General features: G+C 74.0%; 13 protein-coding genes. 9 read left to right on the top strand and 4 right to left on the bottom strand.

What is annotated here, in order from left to right:
- Positions 1–191 precede the first annotated feature (191 nt).
- The 3 genes from ACWGIS_RS05955 (at position 192) to ACWGIS_RS05945 (ending at position 3,297) form a co-directional block, all read left to right on the top strand.
- On the top strand, positions 192–500 hold the full coding sequence (locus ACWGIS_RS05955) for a hypothetical protein (protein ID WP_453361177.1): 309 nt from the start codon (positions 192–194) through the stop codon (positions 498–500).
- Positions 501–2,663, top strand: coding sequence for a 4-alpha-glucanotransferase (gene malQ / locus ACWGIS_RS05950; protein WP_453361176.1), 2,163 nt, complete (start codon positions 501–503; stop codon positions 2,661–2,663).
- A 403-nt stretch (positions 2,664–3,066) separates the two neighbouring features.
- Positions 3,067–3,297, top strand: a complete 231-nt coding sequence (locus tag ACWGIS_RS05945) for a hypothetical protein (RefSeq protein WP_453361175.1) — start codon at positions 3,067–3,069, stop codon at positions 3,295–3,297.
- A 422-nt stretch (positions 3,298–3,719) separates the two neighbouring features.
- On the opposite strand, the gene ACWGIS_RS05940 is transcribed toward ACWGIS_RS05945, so the two are convergent.
- Entirely contained in the window at positions 3,720–4,229 is a 510-nt protein-coding gene (locus ACWGIS_RS05940) for a MarR family winged helix-turn-helix transcriptional regulator (RefSeq protein WP_453361174.1), read from the bottom strand.
- Positions 4,230–4,419: 190 nt separating this feature from the next.
- Here ACWGIS_RS05940 and ACWGIS_RS05935 point away from each other — a divergent pair, with 190 nt between their 5' ends.
- The 3 genes from ACWGIS_RS05935 (at position 4,420) to ACWGIS_RS05925 (ending at position 7,424) form a co-directional block, all read left to right on the top strand.
- Positions 4,420–5,436 (top strand): EamA family transporter, encoded by a 1,017-nt coding sequence (locus ACWGIS_RS05935; RefSeq protein WP_453361173.1) that lies wholly within the window; start codon positions 4,420–4,422, stop codon positions 5,434–5,436.
- Positions 5,437–5,555: 119 nt separating this feature from the next.
- Positions 5,556–6,500, top strand: a complete 945-nt coding sequence (locus tag ACWGIS_RS05930) for a DMT family transporter (RefSeq protein WP_453361172.1) — start codon at positions 5,556–5,558, stop codon at positions 6,498–6,500.
- 9 nt (positions 6,501–6,509) lie between these two features.
- Positions 6,510–7,424, top strand: coding sequence for a LysR substrate-binding domain-containing protein (locus ACWGIS_RS05925; protein ID WP_453361171.1), 915 nt, complete (start codon positions 6,510–6,512; stop codon positions 7,422–7,424).
- A 176-nt stretch (positions 7,425–7,600) separates the two neighbouring features.
- Here the strand turns inward: ACWGIS_RS05925 and pepN are convergent, their stop codons facing one another.
- Complete coding sequence (gene pepN / locus ACWGIS_RS05920) at positions 7,601–10,174, bottom strand: aminopeptidase N (RefSeq protein ID WP_453361170.1); 2,574 nt, start codon at positions 10,172–10,174, stop codon at positions 7,601–7,603.
- Between the two features lie 112 nt (positions 10,175–10,286).
- On the opposite strand from pepN, the gene ACWGIS_RS05915 reads away from it, so the two are divergent.
- Positions 10,287–10,781 carry a DUF1203 domain-containing protein gene (locus ACWGIS_RS05915; RefSeq protein WP_453361169.1) on the top strand — a complete coding sequence of 165 codons (495 nt, stop codon included), beginning with the start codon at positions 10,287–10,289 and terminating at the stop codon, positions 10,779–10,781.
- Between the two features lie 102 nt (positions 10,782–10,883).
- On the opposite strand, the gene ACWGIS_RS05910 is transcribed toward ACWGIS_RS05915, so the two are convergent.
- Positions 10,884–11,912, bottom strand: a complete 1,029-nt coding sequence (locus tag ACWGIS_RS05910; protein ID WP_453361168.1) for an aspartate-semialdehyde dehydrogenase — start codon at positions 11,910–11,912, stop codon at positions 10,884–10,886.
- A gap of 212 nt (positions 11,913–12,124) precedes the next feature.
- On the opposite strand from ACWGIS_RS05910, the gene ACWGIS_RS05905 reads away from it, so the two are divergent.
- On the top strand, positions 12,125–12,652 hold the full coding sequence (locus ACWGIS_RS05905) for an RNA polymerase sigma factor (RefSeq protein ID WP_453361167.1): 528 nt from the start codon (positions 12,125–12,127) through the stop codon (positions 12,650–12,652).
- A 1-nt stretch (position 12,653) separates the two neighbouring features.
- Positions 12,654–13,442 carry a hypothetical protein gene (locus tag ACWGIS_RS05900; RefSeq protein WP_453361166.1) on the top strand — a complete coding sequence of 263 codons (789 nt, stop codon included), beginning with the start codon at positions 12,654–12,656 and terminating at the stop codon, positions 13,440–13,442.
- 303 nt (positions 13,443–13,745) lie between these two features.
- Here the strand turns inward: ACWGIS_RS05900 and ACWGIS_RS05895 are convergent, their stop codons facing one another.
- A complete protein-coding gene (locus ACWGIS_RS05895) occupies positions 13,746–17,057 on the bottom strand; it encodes a S8 family serine peptidase (protein WP_453361165.1) in 3,312 nt (1,103 codons plus the stop codon).
- Positions 17,058–17,110: the final 53 nt, after the last annotated feature.

Here is a 17,110-nt window from a genome sequence, read left to right as displayed (position 1 = left end):
CGCGTGGCGAACCCCCCGGCATCCGGTGCGCGGCCGCACGGGCGTCACCCGGCTGCCTTCTGGTGCGGTGGCCGCCCCTGGAACAGAATGTGACCAAGGACACCTTGGGCGTTCGTGCACGTCTGCGCCCGCGCTCACTGGGTAGGGCTGGCAGAACCCGCGTCCAGCCGTACGACGACAAGGAGACCCCCGTGGCCGCTTCGGCGCACCTTCTTCTCTCGGCCCTCTCCAAACCCTCGGCGGAGTCCTCCGCCGATTCCCGCACCCCCGGCCTGGCCCCGAAGCAACGGGACGGACGGCCGGCCCGCGTCCCCGAATGGGACACGCTCGGATTCCCGCCGGCGCAGGGCGACAGCGCCGAGGGCTCCTGGGGCGAGACCCCGCTGACCAGTGAGCCCCCGCTGCCCGACGCCGAGCCCCTGACCAGCGAACCGCCGCTCTCCGACGCCGCCCACCTGACCAGCGAGCCGACCTCGACCGGCGCCGCCGCGGGAGTCTAGATGGCACCGTCCCCGTCGGCCGAGTCCGCCGACCGGCCCCCCTCCGGGGCCGCGCCCGCCCGGCCGGCCGAGTCCGCCGGGTCCCCGCTGTCCCGGCTCGCCGCGCTGCACGGCGTGGCCACCTCCTACAGCCCCTCCCCGGACCGCACGGTCCCCGCCACCGACACCGCGGTCACCGCGGCCCTGGCCGCCCTCGGCGTCGACGCGAGCACTCCGCGGGCCGTCGACGCCGCCCTCGCCGACCGCGAGGCCGAACTGCGCGAACGGCTGCTGCCCCCGACGGTCGTGTCCTGGGGCGGCGACCTGCCCGCGGCGCTGGCCGGCCTGCCGGACGGCACCCGGCTGCGCGTCGAGACCGAGCAGGGCGACACCCGCGCCGACGCCGCCCACCTCCCGCCCGGCGTCCACCGGCTGCACGCGGCGGCGCCCGACGGCCGCACCGCCGACGTCCACCTCGTGGTCGCCCCGGACCGGCTGCCCGCCCCGCCCGGACGCACGCACGGACTCCTCGTCCAGCTCTACTCCCTGCTGTCCCGGCGCTCCTGGGGCATGGGCGACCTCGGCGACCTCCGCGAGCTGGCCGGCTGGGCGGGCCGGACGCTCGGCGCCGGATTCGTCCAGCTGAACCCGCTGCACGCGGCCGTGCCGGGCGCGCCCACCGACCCGTCCCCCTACCGGCCCTCCTCCCGCCGCTTCCCCGACCCGGTGCACCTGCGCGTCGAGGACGTGCCCGAGTTCGCCTACGCCGAGGACCGGGAGCGGCTCGACGCCCTGCGCCGGCGCGCCGGGGAACTGCGCGACGCCGTCCTGGACAAGGGCGCGCTCATCGACCGCGACGCCGTGTGGGAACTCAAGCGCGCCGCACTCGAACTCGTCGGCACGGTGCCGCTCGGCCCCGGCCGGCAGGCCGCCCACGACGCCTTCGCCGCCGAGGAGGGCGCCGCCCTGGAGGACCACGCCACCTGGTGCGCGCTGGCGGAGGTGCACGGCTCCGACTGGCACCGGTGGCCCGCCGGGCTGCGCGACCCCCGTTCGGCCGAGACCGCCCGTGCCCGCGCCGAACTGAAGGACCGCGTCGACTTCCACACCCGGCTCGCCTGGCTCACCGACGCCCAGCTCACCGCCGCCCAGCGCGGCGCCCGTGACGCCGGCATGCCGGTCGGCCTGGTCCACGACCTCGCCGTCGGCGTCCACCCGGGCGGGGCCGACGCCTGGGCCCAGCAGGAGTACTTCGCGGCCGGCACCACCGTGGGCGCCCCGCCCGACGCCTTCAACGCCCTGGGCCAGGACTGGGGCCTGCCGCCCTGGCGCCCCGACCGTCTGGCCGCGTCCGGCTACGCCCCCTTCCGCAGCCTCCTGCGCGCCCTCTTCCGCTACGCGGGCGCCCTGCGCATCGACCACGTCATGGGCCTGTTCCGGCTCTGGTGGATCCCGCAGGGGCAGGCCCCCACGGAGGGGACGTACGTCCGCTACGACGCCGAAGCCATGCTCGCCGTCCTGGTCCTGGAGGCCTCGCGCGCCGGTGCCCTGGTGATCGGCGAGGACCTCGGCACCGTCGAACCCGGCGTGCGCGAGGCTCTCCAGGAGCGCGGGGTGCTCGGCACCTCCGTGCTGTGGTTCGAGCGGGACTGGGCCGGCGACGGACTTCCGCTGCCGCCCGAACGCTGGCGCGCCGACTGCCTCGCCACCGCCACCACGCACGACCTGCCGTCCACCGCGGCCCGCCTCACCGGCGAGCACGTCGAACTGCGCGACAGTCTGGGCCTGTTGACCCGGCCGCTGTCGGAGGAGCGCGCCGAGGCGGCGGCCGACACGAAGGAATGGCTGGCGCTGCTCACCGGCCTGGGACTGCTGGAGGGCGCCGACGGCGACCTCGCACCGGCGTCCGAGGAGGCGGCGATCCAGGCCGTGCACCGGTTCCTGCTGCGCACCCCGGCCCGGATGGTGGGCGTGTGGCTGCCCGACACGGTCGGCGACCGCCGCCCGCAGAACCTGCCCGGCACCTGGGACCAGTACCCGAACTGGCGGCTGCCCATCGCGGACGCCGAGGGCCGCCCGGTGACGCTGGAGGACCTCGCCGCGTCACCCCGGCTGCACGCCCTGATGGACGTCCTGCGACCGGAGCCGGGCGAGCCGGGTAGCCCGGCGAGGTCGGGCGACTAGGAGTACGGGAGCTCCGGGACCACGGAGTTCAGGAGTCCGGAGCCCCGCAGTCCGGAGCCCCGCAGTCCGGAGCCCCGCAGTCCGGAGCCCCGCAGTCCGGAGCCCCGCAGTCCGGAGCCCGGAGCCCGGAGCCCCGGAGCCCGGAGTTCCGGAGCCCGAGAGCCCGGAGTTCCGGAGCCCGGACGCCCCGAGGCCCCTGCATGCGCGGGACGCGGGGTGCCCGGGGCGGCCCTGTGGACCCGGTGAGGTGACGGCCGGTTCGGGCGCCCGCTGCGTCCGCGGGCGTCCGGACGGCGGCGGTGCGCCCGCGCGCACCACGGGGGCGGCCCCCGCGCCCGGCGCGCGATTCCTCGTACGGCACCCCGGACGCGCGGCCCCGCCGGGCGTTCGCTACGTTTGCACCGTGGACAAGAAGAACGCCCTGCGCGCCGGCGCCCTGGCTACCGGTACGACGCTGATGATGCTGCTCATGTCGTCCCCCGCGCTCGCGCTGACCCGCGACGACGGTGACCAACCCGGCAACGGACTGAGCGTGATCGACACGCTGGGTCTCTACGTCGTGGCGCCGATCGTGCTGTTCCTGGTCATCGCCGGTCTCGTGATGGTCCTGGACAAGTCCCAGAAGCAGCCGTAGCAGCAGAAGCAGGGCTGACCCGCCGCGTCCGGACGTCTCCGTTCGGACGGCCAGGCCGGCCCTTCCGGCTTCCGCCGCCCGACGTCATGTCGTCGAGGGAGTCCGCGCCCGAGTGGGGTGCGGACTCCCTCGACGCGTTTTTGCCCTTCGCGAGCCCCGCCGCTCCGTCGCCGTGCGGCCGTGACGGCCCGCTCCGCGAGCGGGCCGTAGGGCAGCGTCGCACCGGCAGGTTCCGCGCAGCCCCGGGCGCATCAGCCGGTCCGGCGCAGCCCCGGGCGCACCCTCCGGTTCCGCCCTCGCCCACGGCGCGCCCGTCGGTCCCGCGCAGCCCCCGGCGCACCAGCCGGTCCCGGGCGCCCCGGCGCACCGGCCGCCCTGGCCCCGTGACCGGTCCCGCCCCGGCCCCCGCACCGGGCCCGGCCTCACGCGGGCGTCGTGCCCGCGAGCAACAGGCGCAGCAGATCGGCCAGTTGACCCGCCTGATCCGGGTCCAGGACGTCGAGTGCCTCCGTCTGGACGGCGAGGCCCGCGCCCACCGCCTCGTCGATCAGGCGGTACCCCTCGTCCGTCAGGGTCACCTGGAGTCCGCGCCGGTCGTGCGGATCGGGCGACCTGCGCAGCAGTCCCGCGCGCTCCAGCTTGTCGAGGCGGCCGGTCATCCCGCCCGTGGTGAGCATCAGCGTCGCCGAGAGCTGGCGGGGCGAGAGCGCGTAGGGCTCCCGGGACCGGCGCAGGGTCGCCAGCACGTCGAACTCGCCCCTTGAGATCCCGAACCGCGTGTACGCCTTCTCCATGCGGTCGCCCATCGCCCGTGAGAGACGGAAGATGCGGCCGAAGACCTCCATCGCCGCGGTGTCGAGGTCGGGCCGCGCTGCGGCCCACTGCTCGATGATCGCGTCGACGGCGTCCTTGCTCGGTGGGTTCCCGGTCATGGGAGGAGTATCGGGCCGCCTGTCGGCCGGTCGCAAGAAAGTGGCTCGCGAGTAAGCCGCTTTGCGCTAAGCCGCTTGACGCTAAGTTGCTTAGCGCTAAGCTATTACTGCCGACCTGGTCCGGGCCGGCCCACCTCGCCGCCGACGCGTCACCGGCGCCGGCGCCGGCCCACTTACGGAGGGCGCCGTCATGGCGGACGCGACCCACGACCCCACCGGCACCACCGGACGGCGTTCCGTCACCGTCCTCCTGACCGCGCTCGCCCCCGTCTCCTGGGGCAGCACCTACGCCGTCACCACCGAGTTCCTCCCCGCCGACCGCCCCCTGTTCACCGGGCTCATGCGTGCCCTGCCCGCCGGGCTCCTGCTGCTCGCACTGGCCCGCGTGCTGCCGCGCGGTGCCTGGTGGGGGAAGTCGGTGGTCCTGGGCGCGCTGAACATCGGCGCGTTCTTCCCCCTCCTCTTCCTCTCCGCGTACCGGCTGCCCGGCGGGATGGCGGCCGTCGTCGGCTCGGTGGGGCCCCTGTTCGTGGCCGGGCTCGCCACCCTGCTGCTGGGGGAGCGGCCGAGCGTACGCACCCTGCTGACCGGAATCGCCGCCGCGCTCGGGGTGAGCCTCGTCGTGCTCCAGGCGGCCGGGGCACTGGACCTCCTGGGAGTTCTCGCGGCCCTCGCCTCGACCGCCTCGATGTCCACCGGGACGGTGCTCACCAAGCGGTGGGGGCGCCCCGAGGGCGTCGGCCCTCTGGCGCTGACCGCCTGGCAGCTGACGGCCGGCGGGCTGCTCATCGCCCCGGTCGCCCTCCTCGCCGAGGGCGCCCCGCCCGCCCTCGACGGCCGGGCGGCCGGCGGCTACCTCTACCTGGCGCTGGCCAACACGGCGGTCGCGTACTGGCTCTGGTTCCGCGGGATCGGCCGGCTCTCCGCCACCCAGGTCACCTTCCTCGGACCGCTGTCACCGCTCACCGCGGCGGTCATCGGCTGGGCGGCGCTCGGCCAGGCGCTCACCCCGCTCCAGCTCGCCGGCATGGCGCTGGCGTTCACCGCGACCGTGGTGGGCCAGCGCCGCCCGCCCCGCGTCACGGCACCCCCGGCGGCCGGGACCCCCGCGACGACGCCGGCGTCCACGCCCGTCCCCGCGACCACGATCCCCGCTCCCGCGCCCGTCCCGGCGGTCCCCGTGACCCCGGCCTCCCGGGCCTCGTAGCCCCCTGACCTTTCAGTTCTCCTGAACGGAAACGACGAAAAGTTTCGATGGACGTGACGGTTCCGCCGCTGCGACGGTGGGCGGGCAACCGCACCCACCATCGAGAGGCAGGGATGTCCATGGCGGTCCTGGACCGGACGCGTACGCACCGGGAGACCGAGGCGGCGGGGAGGCGGGCGGCCGGTCCCGGTATCGCCCTCGCCGCCGTCGCCACCCTCGTCTGGTCGGGCAGCTTCGTCGCCGCCCGCGCCCTGCACGACAGCGTGCCGCCCGTCCAGCAGGCGTTCTGGCGCTGGACCGTCGCCCTGCTGGTCGTCGCCCCCTTCACGGCGCGCGGGGCCTGGCGGCGGCGCGCGGTCCTGCGCCGGCACCTGGGTCAGTGCCTCCTCGCCGCCCTCCTCGGAGTCACCGTCTACAACACCCTGGTCAACCAGGCCGCCCTCTCCACCTCGGCGGGCAACATGGGCATGATCATGGCCACCGCGCCCGTCCTGATGGCCGCCCTTGAACGGCTGGGCGGCGTACGGCTCGGGGCGCGGCGGACCACCGGGATGCTGGTCGCCTGCGCCGGGGTGCTGCTCCTGATCGGCACCGGCTCCGGGGCCACGGGGTTCGCCGCGGGAGACCTCTGGATGCTCGCCGCGGCAGCGAGCTTCGCGGCGTACAGCGCGCTGCTGCGCCGCCGTCCCGCCGAACTCGCCGGTCCCGCCTTCCTGTTCACGACCTTCGCCCTCGGCACCGTGATGCTCCTGCCCGCGTGCGCGCTCAGCGTCGCCGTCCAGGGCACCTTCACCGCGACGCCCGCCACCGTCGGCCCGCTCCTGTACATCGGGGTCCTGTCCTCCGCGCTCGCCTTCCTCGCCTGGAACAGGGCCGTCGCCCTGGTCGGCGCGGCCCGCGCGGGAGCCGTCTACCACCTCCAGCCGCTGTGTGTGGCCGGCCTGTCGTACATCCTGCTCGGTGAACGCCCGAGCTGGACGCAGGCCGCCTGCGCGGTCCTCGTCCTCGGCGGCGTCGTCCTCGGCACGGCCGCCCCCGGCCGGGCGGGACACACAGGTGGATAGGTTGCCGCCATGGCCGAGTACGACAGGTGGGACATCAAGAAGCTGCGGATCCTGCGGACGCTGCGGGAGCACGGCACCGTCACCGCGACCGCCGAGGCGCTGGCGCTGACGCCCTCCGCCGTGTCGCAGCAGCTGACGAACCTCGCCAAGCAGCTCGGCGTGCCGCTGCTGGAGGCGCGGGGGCGGCGGGTGCGGCTCACCGACGCGGCCGAACTCGTCCTGCGGCACGCGGCGGCCGTCTTCGAGCAGCTGGAGCGCGCCGACGCGGAGTTGACCGCCTACCTGCACGGCGAGGCGGGCGAGGTGCGGGTCGGCGCCTTCTCGACGGCCGTGCCCGCGCTGGTCGTCCCGGCGGTGCGGGCGCTGCGGGTGACGCGTCCCGGGATCCGCGTACAGGTGCGGGAGGCCGAGGCGGCACAGGCGTACGAGCTGCTCGCCGCGGGCGCGGTCGACCTCGCCCTCTCCCTGGCCGCGCAGGCACCCACGGCGGCCGACCCGCGTTTCAGCCGGGTGCCGCTGCTCGCCGACCCGCTCGACCTCGCGCTGCCCCGGGGCCATGCGCTGGCCCGCGCCGACGAGGTCCGGCTGGCCGACTGCGCCGCCGAGCCGTGGATCTTCGGCGGCAGCGGGCCTTGGTCGGACATCACGCGGGCCGCCTGCGAGAGCGCCGGGTTCAGCCCCCACCAGGGGCACTCCGCGGCGGGCTGGACGGCCATCCTCGCCATGGTCAAGGCGGGCATGGGCGTCGCCCTGGTGCCGCGGATGGCGTCCGTACCGCGCGACGGCGTCGTCATGCGCCGGCTCGACGCGGACCGTCCGCACCGCCACGTCGTCGCGGCGGTACGGCGGGGCGCCGACGAGGGTGCCGCCGTCGGCCGGGTCCTCGACGCCCTGCGCGAGGCCGCGGCGCGACCGGCCTCTTGACCGGCCCCGCCCAGCCACCGGTGACCCGGGCGGGGAGGCGGCCGGAGGCAGGCCCGGCTTCGGGGGTGCGTGACCGGGCGCGCCGACACCCCGGCGGTACGCGGTGGGGCCGGACGTGAAGAGGGGGCGCCCGGCACAGAGCCGGGCGCCCCCTCCCGTACGGCGTACGGTCGGCGTCAGGAAGCCGCCGCGTCCGCGGCCTGCGCCTTCAGCGCCCGCTCGACGCCCGAGCGGGCCTCGGAGATCAGTCGCCGCAGGGCCGCGTTCGGCTCGGCCGAGGCCAGCCACGCGTCCGTCTTGGCGAGGGTGTCCTCGGAGACCTGCACGGACGGGTAGAGGCCCACCGCGATCTGCTGCGCCATCTCGTGCGAGCGGGAGTCCCAGACGTCCTTGAGCACGGCGAAGAACTTGTCCGTGTACGGGGCCAGCAGCTCCCGCTGCCCGGTCTGCACGAACCCGCCGATCACCGCCTCCTGCACGGCGTTCGGCAGCTTGTCGGACTCCACGACGGAGGCCCAGGCCTCCGCCTTCGCCTCCTCCGTGGGACGGGCCGCGCGGGCGGTCGCGGCGTGCCGCTCACCGGCCGCCGTCCGGTCGCGCTCGTACTCGCCCGCGATCTCCGCCTCGTCGAAGCGGCCCACCGCGGCGAGCCGCTGCACGAACGCCCAGCGCAGCTCGGTGTCCACCGACAGGCCCTCGACGGTCTCCCGGCCGTCGAGCAGGGCCTCCAGGAGGTCCAGCTGCTCCGGAGTGCGGGCGGTCGCGGCGAACGCGCGCGCCCAGGCGAGCTGGTGGTCGCCGCCGGCCGGCGCGGTCCGCAGGTGGGCGAGCGTGGCCTCCGTCCAGCGGGCGAGCAGCGTCTCGCGGGCGGCCGGGTCCGCGTACAGCTCGATCGCCGTCTTCACCTGGCGGTGCAGCGACTGCACCACGCCGATGTCGGACTCCTTGCCGATGCCGGCGAGGACGAGGGAGACGTAGTCGCGGGTCGCGAGCTCCGCGTCGCGCGTCATGTCCCACGCCGACGCCCAGCACAGGGCGCGCGGCAGCGACGACTCGAAGTCGCCCAGGTGCTCCGTCACGAACGCCAGCGACTGCTCGTCCAGCCGCACCTTCGCGTACGACAGGTCGTCGTCGTTGAGCAGCACCACGGCCGGGCGGCGCTTGCCCACCAGCTGCGGGACCTCGGTCAGTTCACCGTCGACGTCCAGCTCGATCCGGTCGCCGCGCACCAGCTTGCCGTTCGCGTCGAGGTCGTACAGGCCGACCGCCACCCGGTGCGGGCGCAGCGTCGGCTCGCCCTTGGCGCCGGCCGGCAGCGCGGGTGCCTCCTGGCTGATCGCGAAGGACGTGACGACCCCGTCGGCGTCCGTCTCGATCCGCGGCCGCAGGACGTTGATGCCGGCGGTCTGGAGCCACTTCTTCGACCAGGTCTGCAGATCGCGGCCGCTGGTCTCCTCCAGCTTGCCCAGCAGGTCCGACAGCCGCGTGTTGCCGAAGGCGTGCGCCTTGAAGTACGCCTGCACGCCCCGGAAGAACTCGTCCATGCCCACGTAGGCGACGAGCTGCTTGAGGACGGAGGCGCCCTTGGCGTAGGTGATGCCGTCGAAGTTGACCAGGACGTCGTCCAGGTCGTTGATGTCCGCCATGATCGGGTGCGTGGACGGCAGTTGGTCCTGCCGGTACGCCCACGTCTTCATGGAGTTGGCGAACGTCGTCCACGAGTGCGGCCAGCGCGAGTCGGGGTGGTACGCCTGGCAGGCGATCGACGTGTAGGTGGCGAACGACTCGTTGAGCCACAGGTCGTTCCACCACTCCATGGTCACGAGGTCGCCGAACCACATGTGGGCGAGCTCGTGCAGGATCGTCTCCGCGCGCACCTCGTACGCGGCGTCGGTCACCTTGGACCGGAACACGTACTGGTCGCGGATGGTGACGGCGCCCGCGTTCTCCATCGCGCCCGCGTTGAACTCCGGCACGAAGAGCTGGTCGTACTTCTTGAACGGGTACGCGTAGTCGAACTTCTCCTGGAACCAGTCGAAGCCCTGCCGGGTCACCTCGAAGATGGCGTCCGAGTCGAGGAACTCGGCCAGCGACGGGCGGCAGTAGATGCCGAGCGGCACCGACTGCCCGTCCTTCTCGTACACGCTGTGGACGCTGTGGTACGGACCCGCGATCAGCGCGGTGATGTACGTCGAGATGCGCGGCGTCGGCTCGAAGACCCAGACGTCGTCCTTGGGCTCCGGCGTCGGCGAGTTGGAGACGACCGTCCAGCCGGACGGCGCCTTCACGGTGAACTGGAAGGTCGCCTTGAGGTCGGGCTGCTCGAACGAGGCGAAGACCCGGCGGGCGTCCGGCACCTCGAACTGGGTGTACAGGTAGGCCCGCTGGTCGACGGGGTCGACGAAGCGGTGCAGGCCCTCACCGGTGTTGGTGTACTCGCAGTCGGCCACGACCCGCAGGACGTTGCGTCCCTCCAGCAGGCCGGGCAGCGCGATCCGCGAGTCCCGGAAGACCTCGGCGGGGTCCAGCGGGTCACCGTTGAGGATCACCTCGTGGACGGCCGGGGCCACCAGGTCGATGAAGGACTCCGCGCCGGTGCGGGCGGAGTCGAAGCGCACCGTGGTCACGGACCGGTAGGTGCCGCCCCCATCCTGCGCGCCGGAGAGGTCGAGATCGATCTCGTACGAGTCAACGCTGAGCAGCTGCGCCCGCTGCTGTGCCTCTTCGCGGGTCAGGTTTGTGCCAGGCACGCGGTCATCTCCTCGTTATGTGTGGGTTGCGTCATCCTTCCATGGGAACCGCGCGGAACGCGATGTCCGTTTCCCGCCGGTCAAGGCGCCGCGGCGGAGTGAGTCTTGGGGCATGACGACCTACACCGCACGAGCCGTCGAGCCGACGGTTCTGAAGGAACTCCGGGACCGGGACGACGCCGGACGGCCCCTCGCGCCGTTCACCGACGAGGAGGGCGGCGCGCCGCTGCGCTGCTGTCTGCGCCGCAGCCGGACCGGCGAGCGGATCGCCCTCGTCTCCTACGCGCCGCTGCGGCGGTGGGCGGCCGCGACGGGGGCCCGTCCCGGGGCGTACGACGAGCAGGGGCCGGTGTTCGTGCACGCCGAGGAGTGCGAGGGCCCCGGCGAGGAGCGGTATCCGTTCGCCGGGCCCGGGGCCCTGCGGGTCCTCCGGCGCTACTCCGCGGACGGGCACATCCTGGGCGGGCGCCTGCTGGAACTCCCCGGGGAGCCCGGACCGGCTCTCGACGCGGCCTTCGCGGACGCCTTCGCCGACCCGGCGGTCGCCCTGGTCCACGTCAGGGCCGTCGAGTACGGCTGCTTCCACTACGAGGTGCGGCGGCCCTGAGCCCTCGCGCGGCCCGGCCCCGGAACGGCGGAAGGGCCGGGAGCGCGGGGTGCGCGTCCCGGCCCTCGCGGGCACGGCCCGGCCGGGCGGCCGGGACCGGCGTCAGTCCTTGAGCTCGGCCGCGACCAGCTCGGCGATCTGGATCGCGTTGAGCGCGGCGCCCTTGCGCAGGTTGTCGCCGGAGACGAAGAGGGCGAGACCGTGCTCGGCCGTCTCGTCGCCGCGGATCCGGCCGACGTACGAGGCGTCCTGGCCGGCGGCCTCCAGCGGCGTCGGGATGTCGGAGAGGACGACGCCCGGGGCGCCTGCGAGCAGCTCGGTGGCGCGCTCCGGGGACAGCGGACGCTCGAAGCGGGCGTTCACCTGGAGGGAGTGGCCGGAGAAGACGGGCACGCGCACGCAGGTGCCGGAGACCTTCAGCCCGGGGATCTCCAGGATCTTGCGGGACTCGTTGCGGAGCTTCTGCTCCTCGTCGGTCTCGTTCAGGCCGTCGTCGACGACGTTGCCCGCGAGGGGAAGCACGTTGAAGGCGATGGGGCGCTTGTAGACCTGCGGCTCGGGGAAGTCGACCGCGCCGCCGTCGTGGGTCAGCCGGTCGGCGTCGGCGACGACCTTCTGCGCCTGGCCGTGCAGCTCCGCCACGCCCGCCAGACCCGAACCGGACACCGCCTGGTAGGTGGCGACGACCAGCGCCCGCAGGCCGGCCTCCTCGTGCAGCGGCTTCAGCACCGGCATCGCGGCCATCGTCGTGCAGTTCGGGTTGGCGATGATGCCCTTGGGGCGGTCGGCGACCGCGTGCGGGTTCACCTCGGAGACGACCAGCGGGACCTCGGGGTCCTTGCGCCAGGCCGAGGAGTTGTCGATCACGACGGCGCCCTGCGAGGCGACCTTCTCCGCCAGCGCCTTTGACGTGGCACCGCCCGCCGAGAAGAGCACGATGTCCAGGCCGCTGTAGTCGGCGGTGGAGGCGTCCTCCACGGTCACGGCCGTGCCCTTGAAGTCGATCGTCGAACCGGCGGACCGGGCCGAGGCGAACAGGCGCAGCGTCTCGACCGGGAAGTCGCGCTCCACGAGGATTCTGCGCATGACCGTGCCGACCTGACCGGTGGCTCCGACGATTCCTACCTTCACGACGACTCCTAGCGTGCTTTTCCTGCGTACGGACGACAGGTCCCAGTGAACCCATCATGCGTCTCACCAGGCCCCGTGTGTCCAATCCTTTGCCCGCGGAATGGGACGGCCCCTGTGACGTACCCCTCGGACACCCGCACGGATGTGACCCAGGTCTCGGCGAACGTTTCGGCCCGCGCCGGCGTCGTAGGGGAAACGCGGCGAGGGGAGGGGTGACGGTGCTGCGCAGAAGGACGCGCCGCGCCCAGGGGGTGGACGACCCCCTGGACGCGGCCCAGGAACGCCGGGTGCGCGCGGTGCTCGCGCTCGGCGGGGTGCCGCAGGCGGACCTGCCGGACGGGGTGCAGCAGGTCCGCCTGCGGCTGCTGGAGCGGGCCGCCAAGGGGGACGAGGCGCCGCGGGACGTGTCGGCCTGGGCCGCGGTCGTCGCGTCCAACCTGGCGATGGACTGGCACCGCGCCAAGCGCCGTCAGGAACGGCTCGGCGAGCGCCTCGCCGGGCTGCGCCAGCTGGAGTACCCCTCCGACGAGGACTCCAGCGTGCTGTCCCTCGCCGTTGCGCGGGGCCTGGACGAGCTGCCCGACGCCCACCGGCAGGTGCTCGTGCTGCGCTTCTACGCCGATCTGCCGGTGCGCGGGATAGCCGAGGAACTGGGCATCCCGGAGGGCACGGTCAAGAGCAGGCTGCACTCGGCGGTGCGCGCGCTGCGCGTTCGCCTGCACGAGGACGAGGTGGTGTGACGTGGCCGGGTACGAAGGCGAGCCGGGAGGCGCGGCCGTGGACGCGCTGCTGGCCGCCATCACGGACGAGCCGCTGCCCGAGGAGGCGCGGCGGGACGCCGGACTGCTGGCGGAGCACCGCTCGGCGGTCGCGGACGTGGCACTGCTGCGCCGGCAGCTGACCGCGATCGGCGACGCGCTGGCCGACGACGAGCCGGTGCCGGTACCGGAGCCGGAGCGGGCCCGGGAGCCGGTCAGGACGCGGACCCCCGCCCGGCGCACCCGTCGCCCGCTGCACCTGGCTCTCGGCACCCTCGCCGCGGCCGTCGCGGCCACCGTCGTGACCGGGATGGGCTGGCTCGTGACGCAGGGCGGGGGCATGGGCGCCGACGACTCGGCGGCGAGCGGCAAGTCGGCGGCCTCCGACGCCAAGGCCGGTGCGCCGGAGTCGGACCACTGGCCGGCGACGCACATCGCCTGCTCCCGGGTCCTCGTCGAGGGGACCGTGGAGAGCGTCACGCCCCGGCGCGACGGCACCGTCCGGGTCGTGATCGAGGTCGAGCGCTACTACCGGCCCCGGGAGTCGGTGAAGGACCACCCGACGGTCGCCGTCACCCTGGACGGCAGCGCGCGGCAGGACCTGGAGCCCGGCGTCCACACGCTGGTCCGGCTCCCGGTGCGCGCGGAGGACCGGCAGGACTGGGAGGTCGGCCCGGGGGTCGCCGACGCGCGCGAGGACATCCTGCGGGCGCTGCCCGAGGCCGAGCACCTCACCTGCCCCGCTTCGGAGCGGGACGACGGCGAGGACTGACCGGCGGGGCGGGACGGCCACGGGGGCCGGCCGGGGCGGGCCCGGGACGAGGCGGTGGCGTCCGGCCCGAGGCGGGGCGGGTCCGGGGTGGGGCGGGCCCGGGACACGCAGGGCGCCTCCGGTTCAAGGCAGGCCCGGCCCGGCACAAGGCGGCGCGGGCCTGGCACAAGGCGAGGCGGGCCCGGGACACGGCGGGCGGGCCCGGGACACGGCGGGCGGGCCCGGGACACGGCGGGCGGGCCCGGGAACGGGACGGGGCGGGCGCCCGTACGGACGCCCGCCCCTGCTGCCGTGAACCGTCGGTTACGGCGTGACCTTCTCGATCTTGACGCTGCCGAGACCCGCGACCGTGCCGCGGGCGTTCACCAGCTGGACCTGGCCGAAGAACTCGCGGCCCTCGGGGGCCGGAGCCGCGGCGGTGACCGAGGCGGACACCGTCGCCGAGTCACCCGTGCCGAGCTTCACCGGCGCGGATCCGTCGACCGTGACCTCGCCGAGCGCGGTCGAGAAGAACACGTCCTGGTAGTCGTACGCCGTCGAGCCGGACGGGACCGAGTAGCCCGCGACCTCGACGGTGTACGTCCCGGCGGCGGGGGAGGGCACGGAGACGGCCTCCTCCGAGTCGCCGTCCGCGGACGACCCGACCGTGTTGCCGGCGGCGTCGTACACCGTCAGGTCCAGGTCGGCGGCTGTGTCGGAGACCTTGCCGATGACGACGTCGAGAGACTTGGCGCCCGCGGGCACCTCGACCGTGGTGGTCTGCGTCGCGCCGTCGGCGATGGTCGGCCGCGCCGTCTTCGAGGAGCCGAGCGGGCCGCCCTTGAGGGTGCCGTCCAGCGCCGCGAACTTGTTCGTCACCTTCCACGAGGCGGCGGTCGGGGTGCCGACCTTGGCCTCGGGGACCGTGACGACGGCCGGGTCGAAGGCCGCGCCGAGCACGGCGACGTCCAGCTTGTACGGGTTGTCGAGCAGCGGCGACGTACGGCGCGACTCGACCTCGATCTCCCAGACGCCGGCCTGCGGGTCCGCGTACGCGCGCACGTCGGGCTTGCAGCCGTTGCCGTCGAGGTAGTTGTTGTAGCAGTACGGCGTCGAGGTGTTGTCGACCGGAACGCCGTACGGGTGGATGGCGATGAACCGGGTCTGGCTCTTGTCCTTCAGCCCGCTCATCGCGACCTCGAGGGACTTGGCGCCCTCGGGGACGGTCACGAAGTACGACCTGCTGCTGTTGCGCTGGACCGAACCCGACGCGGAGTACGTGTACTTGACCGGCGCCGCGACGACGACCGTCGACAGGACCTGCTTGTCGATGCCCTCGGTGCGCGGGTCGTCGACCTCCAGGATCGCGCTCTTGATGCCGGCCGAGGACGGCTTGGCGGCGATCTTGACGGTGACCGGCTTGTTCAGGGGCAGCGACACCTCGTCGGAGCTCGCGATGCGGAAGGTGCCGCCCGCGTTGTTCTCCAGGTGCAGCTCGTGGCGGAGCGCGCGGTCCGGGCCCGAGGTACGGGTGAGGGTCACGTCGTACGTCTTGGACTGGCCGGCCTTGAGGCCGCCCTCACGGTCGTACAGGCCGGTGCCGAAGCCCGGCGTCTTCAGGGCGTAGTCGATCGCGGTGTCGACCGGCGCCTTGACCTCGTAGGTGTGCGCGGTGGCGTCGTCCTTGATGGACTCCCACGCGTCCCCGATGTTGATGAGGCCCGCGCCCTCCTCGTACGCCTGCACACCCCTGATGTGGTCGGCGGTGGAGTTCAGCGCCGTGCGCAGGGTGGCCGGGGTGAGGTCGATGCCCTTCTGCTTCGCGGCGCTCAGCAGCAGCGCCGAGGCGCCCGCGGCCTGCGGGGACGCCATCGACGTGCCCTGGAGCATCGAGTAGCCGGCGGGCAGCTTGTAGCCGGCCTCGGCGACGGGGCCGCCGGGCAGCCAGGTCTGGGTGGTGTTGATCGACGCGCCGGGCGCGCTGATCGTCGGCGTGAAGCCGCCGTCCTCACGCGGACCGCGCGAGGAGAAGGGCATCATCGCGTACGACTTCTCCACCTGGGAGCCGTAGTTGGAGGCCCAGGTCGCCTTGGAGATGGTCGCGCCGACGGAGATGACCTTGTCGGCCAGGCCGGGGTCGCCGATGGTGTTGGCGCCGGGGCCGGAGTTGCCCGCGGAGATCACCAGCTGGACGCCGTAGGTGTCGATGAGACGCGTGTAGAGCTCGGCGCGCGCGTTGTTGCCGTCGTTCAGTGCCGGCAGACCGCCGATGGACATGTTGACGATGTCGACGCCGCGGTTGGCGACGAGGTCGATCATGCCCTCGGTGAGCGCGACGTTGGTGCAGCCGCCGGTCCAGGTGCAGGCGCGCGAGGAGACGAGCTTCGCGCCCGGGGCCGCGCCGTTCATCCTGCCGCCGAACAGGCCGTTCGCGGCGGTGATGCCCGCGACGTGCGTGCCGTGCTCGGACTCGATGACGCCGATGTTGACGAAGTCGGCCTTCTTGCCGACCCAGTCGCCGCCGTACGGGTCGGTCGGCACGTCCTTGCGGATCTCGACGACGAACGGCTGCCGCTCGGCGACGTCGGTCGCCGGGTTGTCGGTGCCGAACCAGCCGATCTGGAAGCCGTCCTTGTACGGCTTCATCGGCTCGTCGTCGCCGAAGTCCTGGTTGTTGTTCAGGTCGACGCGGACCGTGCCGGCCTTGGCGTCGTACAGGACGCCCCAGACGTCGGTGGTGTCGCCGTCGCGGTTCGCGTCGCCGGCCGCGTCGCCGCCGGCGGTGGCGGACTCGCGGAAGAGGTTGACCTGGTAGTCGCCCGCGGGGGCCTTCCAGGTGGCGCCGCCGAACGTGAAGACGGGGCCGGTGACCGGGTTGGTCATCCGGCGCCAGGTCGCGTCGGCGTCGGTGATCGGGTCGGTAGCGGTGACCCAGTCGACGATCTTGCGCGCGCCGGTCGTCGTCTTCTGCAGCGCGGGGTGACCCAGGTCGACGCCCGAGTCGAGGATGCCGATGGTGATGCCCCGGCCGTCCGCCTTCGGGTGGTCCTCGACGAAGTCGACGGCGCCCGTCTCGAAGGAGGGGTTGTACGGGTTCTCGGCCGGCGTGCTCTTGGAGGGTGCCGGGTAGGACGTCGTGGCGGTGGCACGCTCCGTGGCGCCCTTGGCCGTGTCGGCGCTCGGGGTCGGGTCGTCGAGCGCGATCTCCTGGCGCAGGTCGATGCCGTGCACGGAGCCGAGCTTCGCGGCGGCGGCGATCGCGGCGTCGGCCTTGGCCGTCGGGACCGTCGCGCGGACGTAGCCGAGCTTGTCGTAGGTGCGGCCGACGGAGCCGCCCTTGACCGCGTCCAGCTGGCCGGCGACCTGCTCGGTCTGCCCGGGAGCGGTGGCGATCATCATCGTGACGTTCTTGGCGCCCTCGGCCTTGGCCTCCGTGAGGAGGTCGGCGTCGGCCGAACCGAGCTTGGCGCTCGCGGACTTGGTGCCCGGGTCCGGTGTGGCGGGTGCGTGGTCCGCGGAGAAGGCCATGGGTATCGGCCCGGCCGCGGAGAGCGCGGCCACCAGGCCCGCGGCCACGGCTACGCGGGCCACGCGTCTCGCGCCCGATATCGGAGCGCGCTGAGGTTCGGGGGTCATCAGCATCCCTTGTAGGTAAAGGAACGAGCGTGGAGCGACCGGGCCCGGGATGA

This window comes from Streptomyces sp. NPDC054842 (assembly GCF_053611025.1).
The sequence above is the reverse complement of the archived record's forward strand: the minus strand, read 5'-3'. Positions and strand labels throughout refer to the sequence as shown.

Coding starts and splice junctions, on each gene's coding strand:
- malQ (WP_453361176.1), top strand. CDS start 501: ATGGCACCGTCCCCGTCGGCCGAGTCCGCCGACCGGCCCCCCTCCGGG.
- ACWGIS_RS05940 (WP_453361174.1), bottom strand. CDS start 4,229: ATGACCGGGAACCCACCGAGCAAGGACGCCGTCGACGCGATCATCGAG.
- ACWGIS_RS05935 (WP_453361173.1), top strand. CDS start 4,420: ATGGCGGACGCGACCCACGACCCCACCGGCACCACCGGACGGCGTTCC.
- ACWGIS_RS05930 (WP_453361172.1), top strand. CDS start 5,556: ATGGCGGTCCTGGACCGGACGCGTACGCACCGGGAGACCGAGGCGGCG.
- ACWGIS_RS05925 (WP_453361171.1), top strand. CDS start 6,510: ATGGCCGAGTACGACAGGTGGGACATCAAGAAGCTGCGGATCCTGCGG.
- ACWGIS_RS05915 (WP_453361169.1), top strand. CDS start 10,287: ATGACGACCTACACCGCACGAGCCGTCGAGCCGACGGTTCTGAAGGAA.
- ACWGIS_RS05895 (WP_453361165.1), bottom strand. CDS start 17,057: ATGACCCCCGAACCTCAGCGCGCTCCGATATCGGGCGCGAGACGCGTG.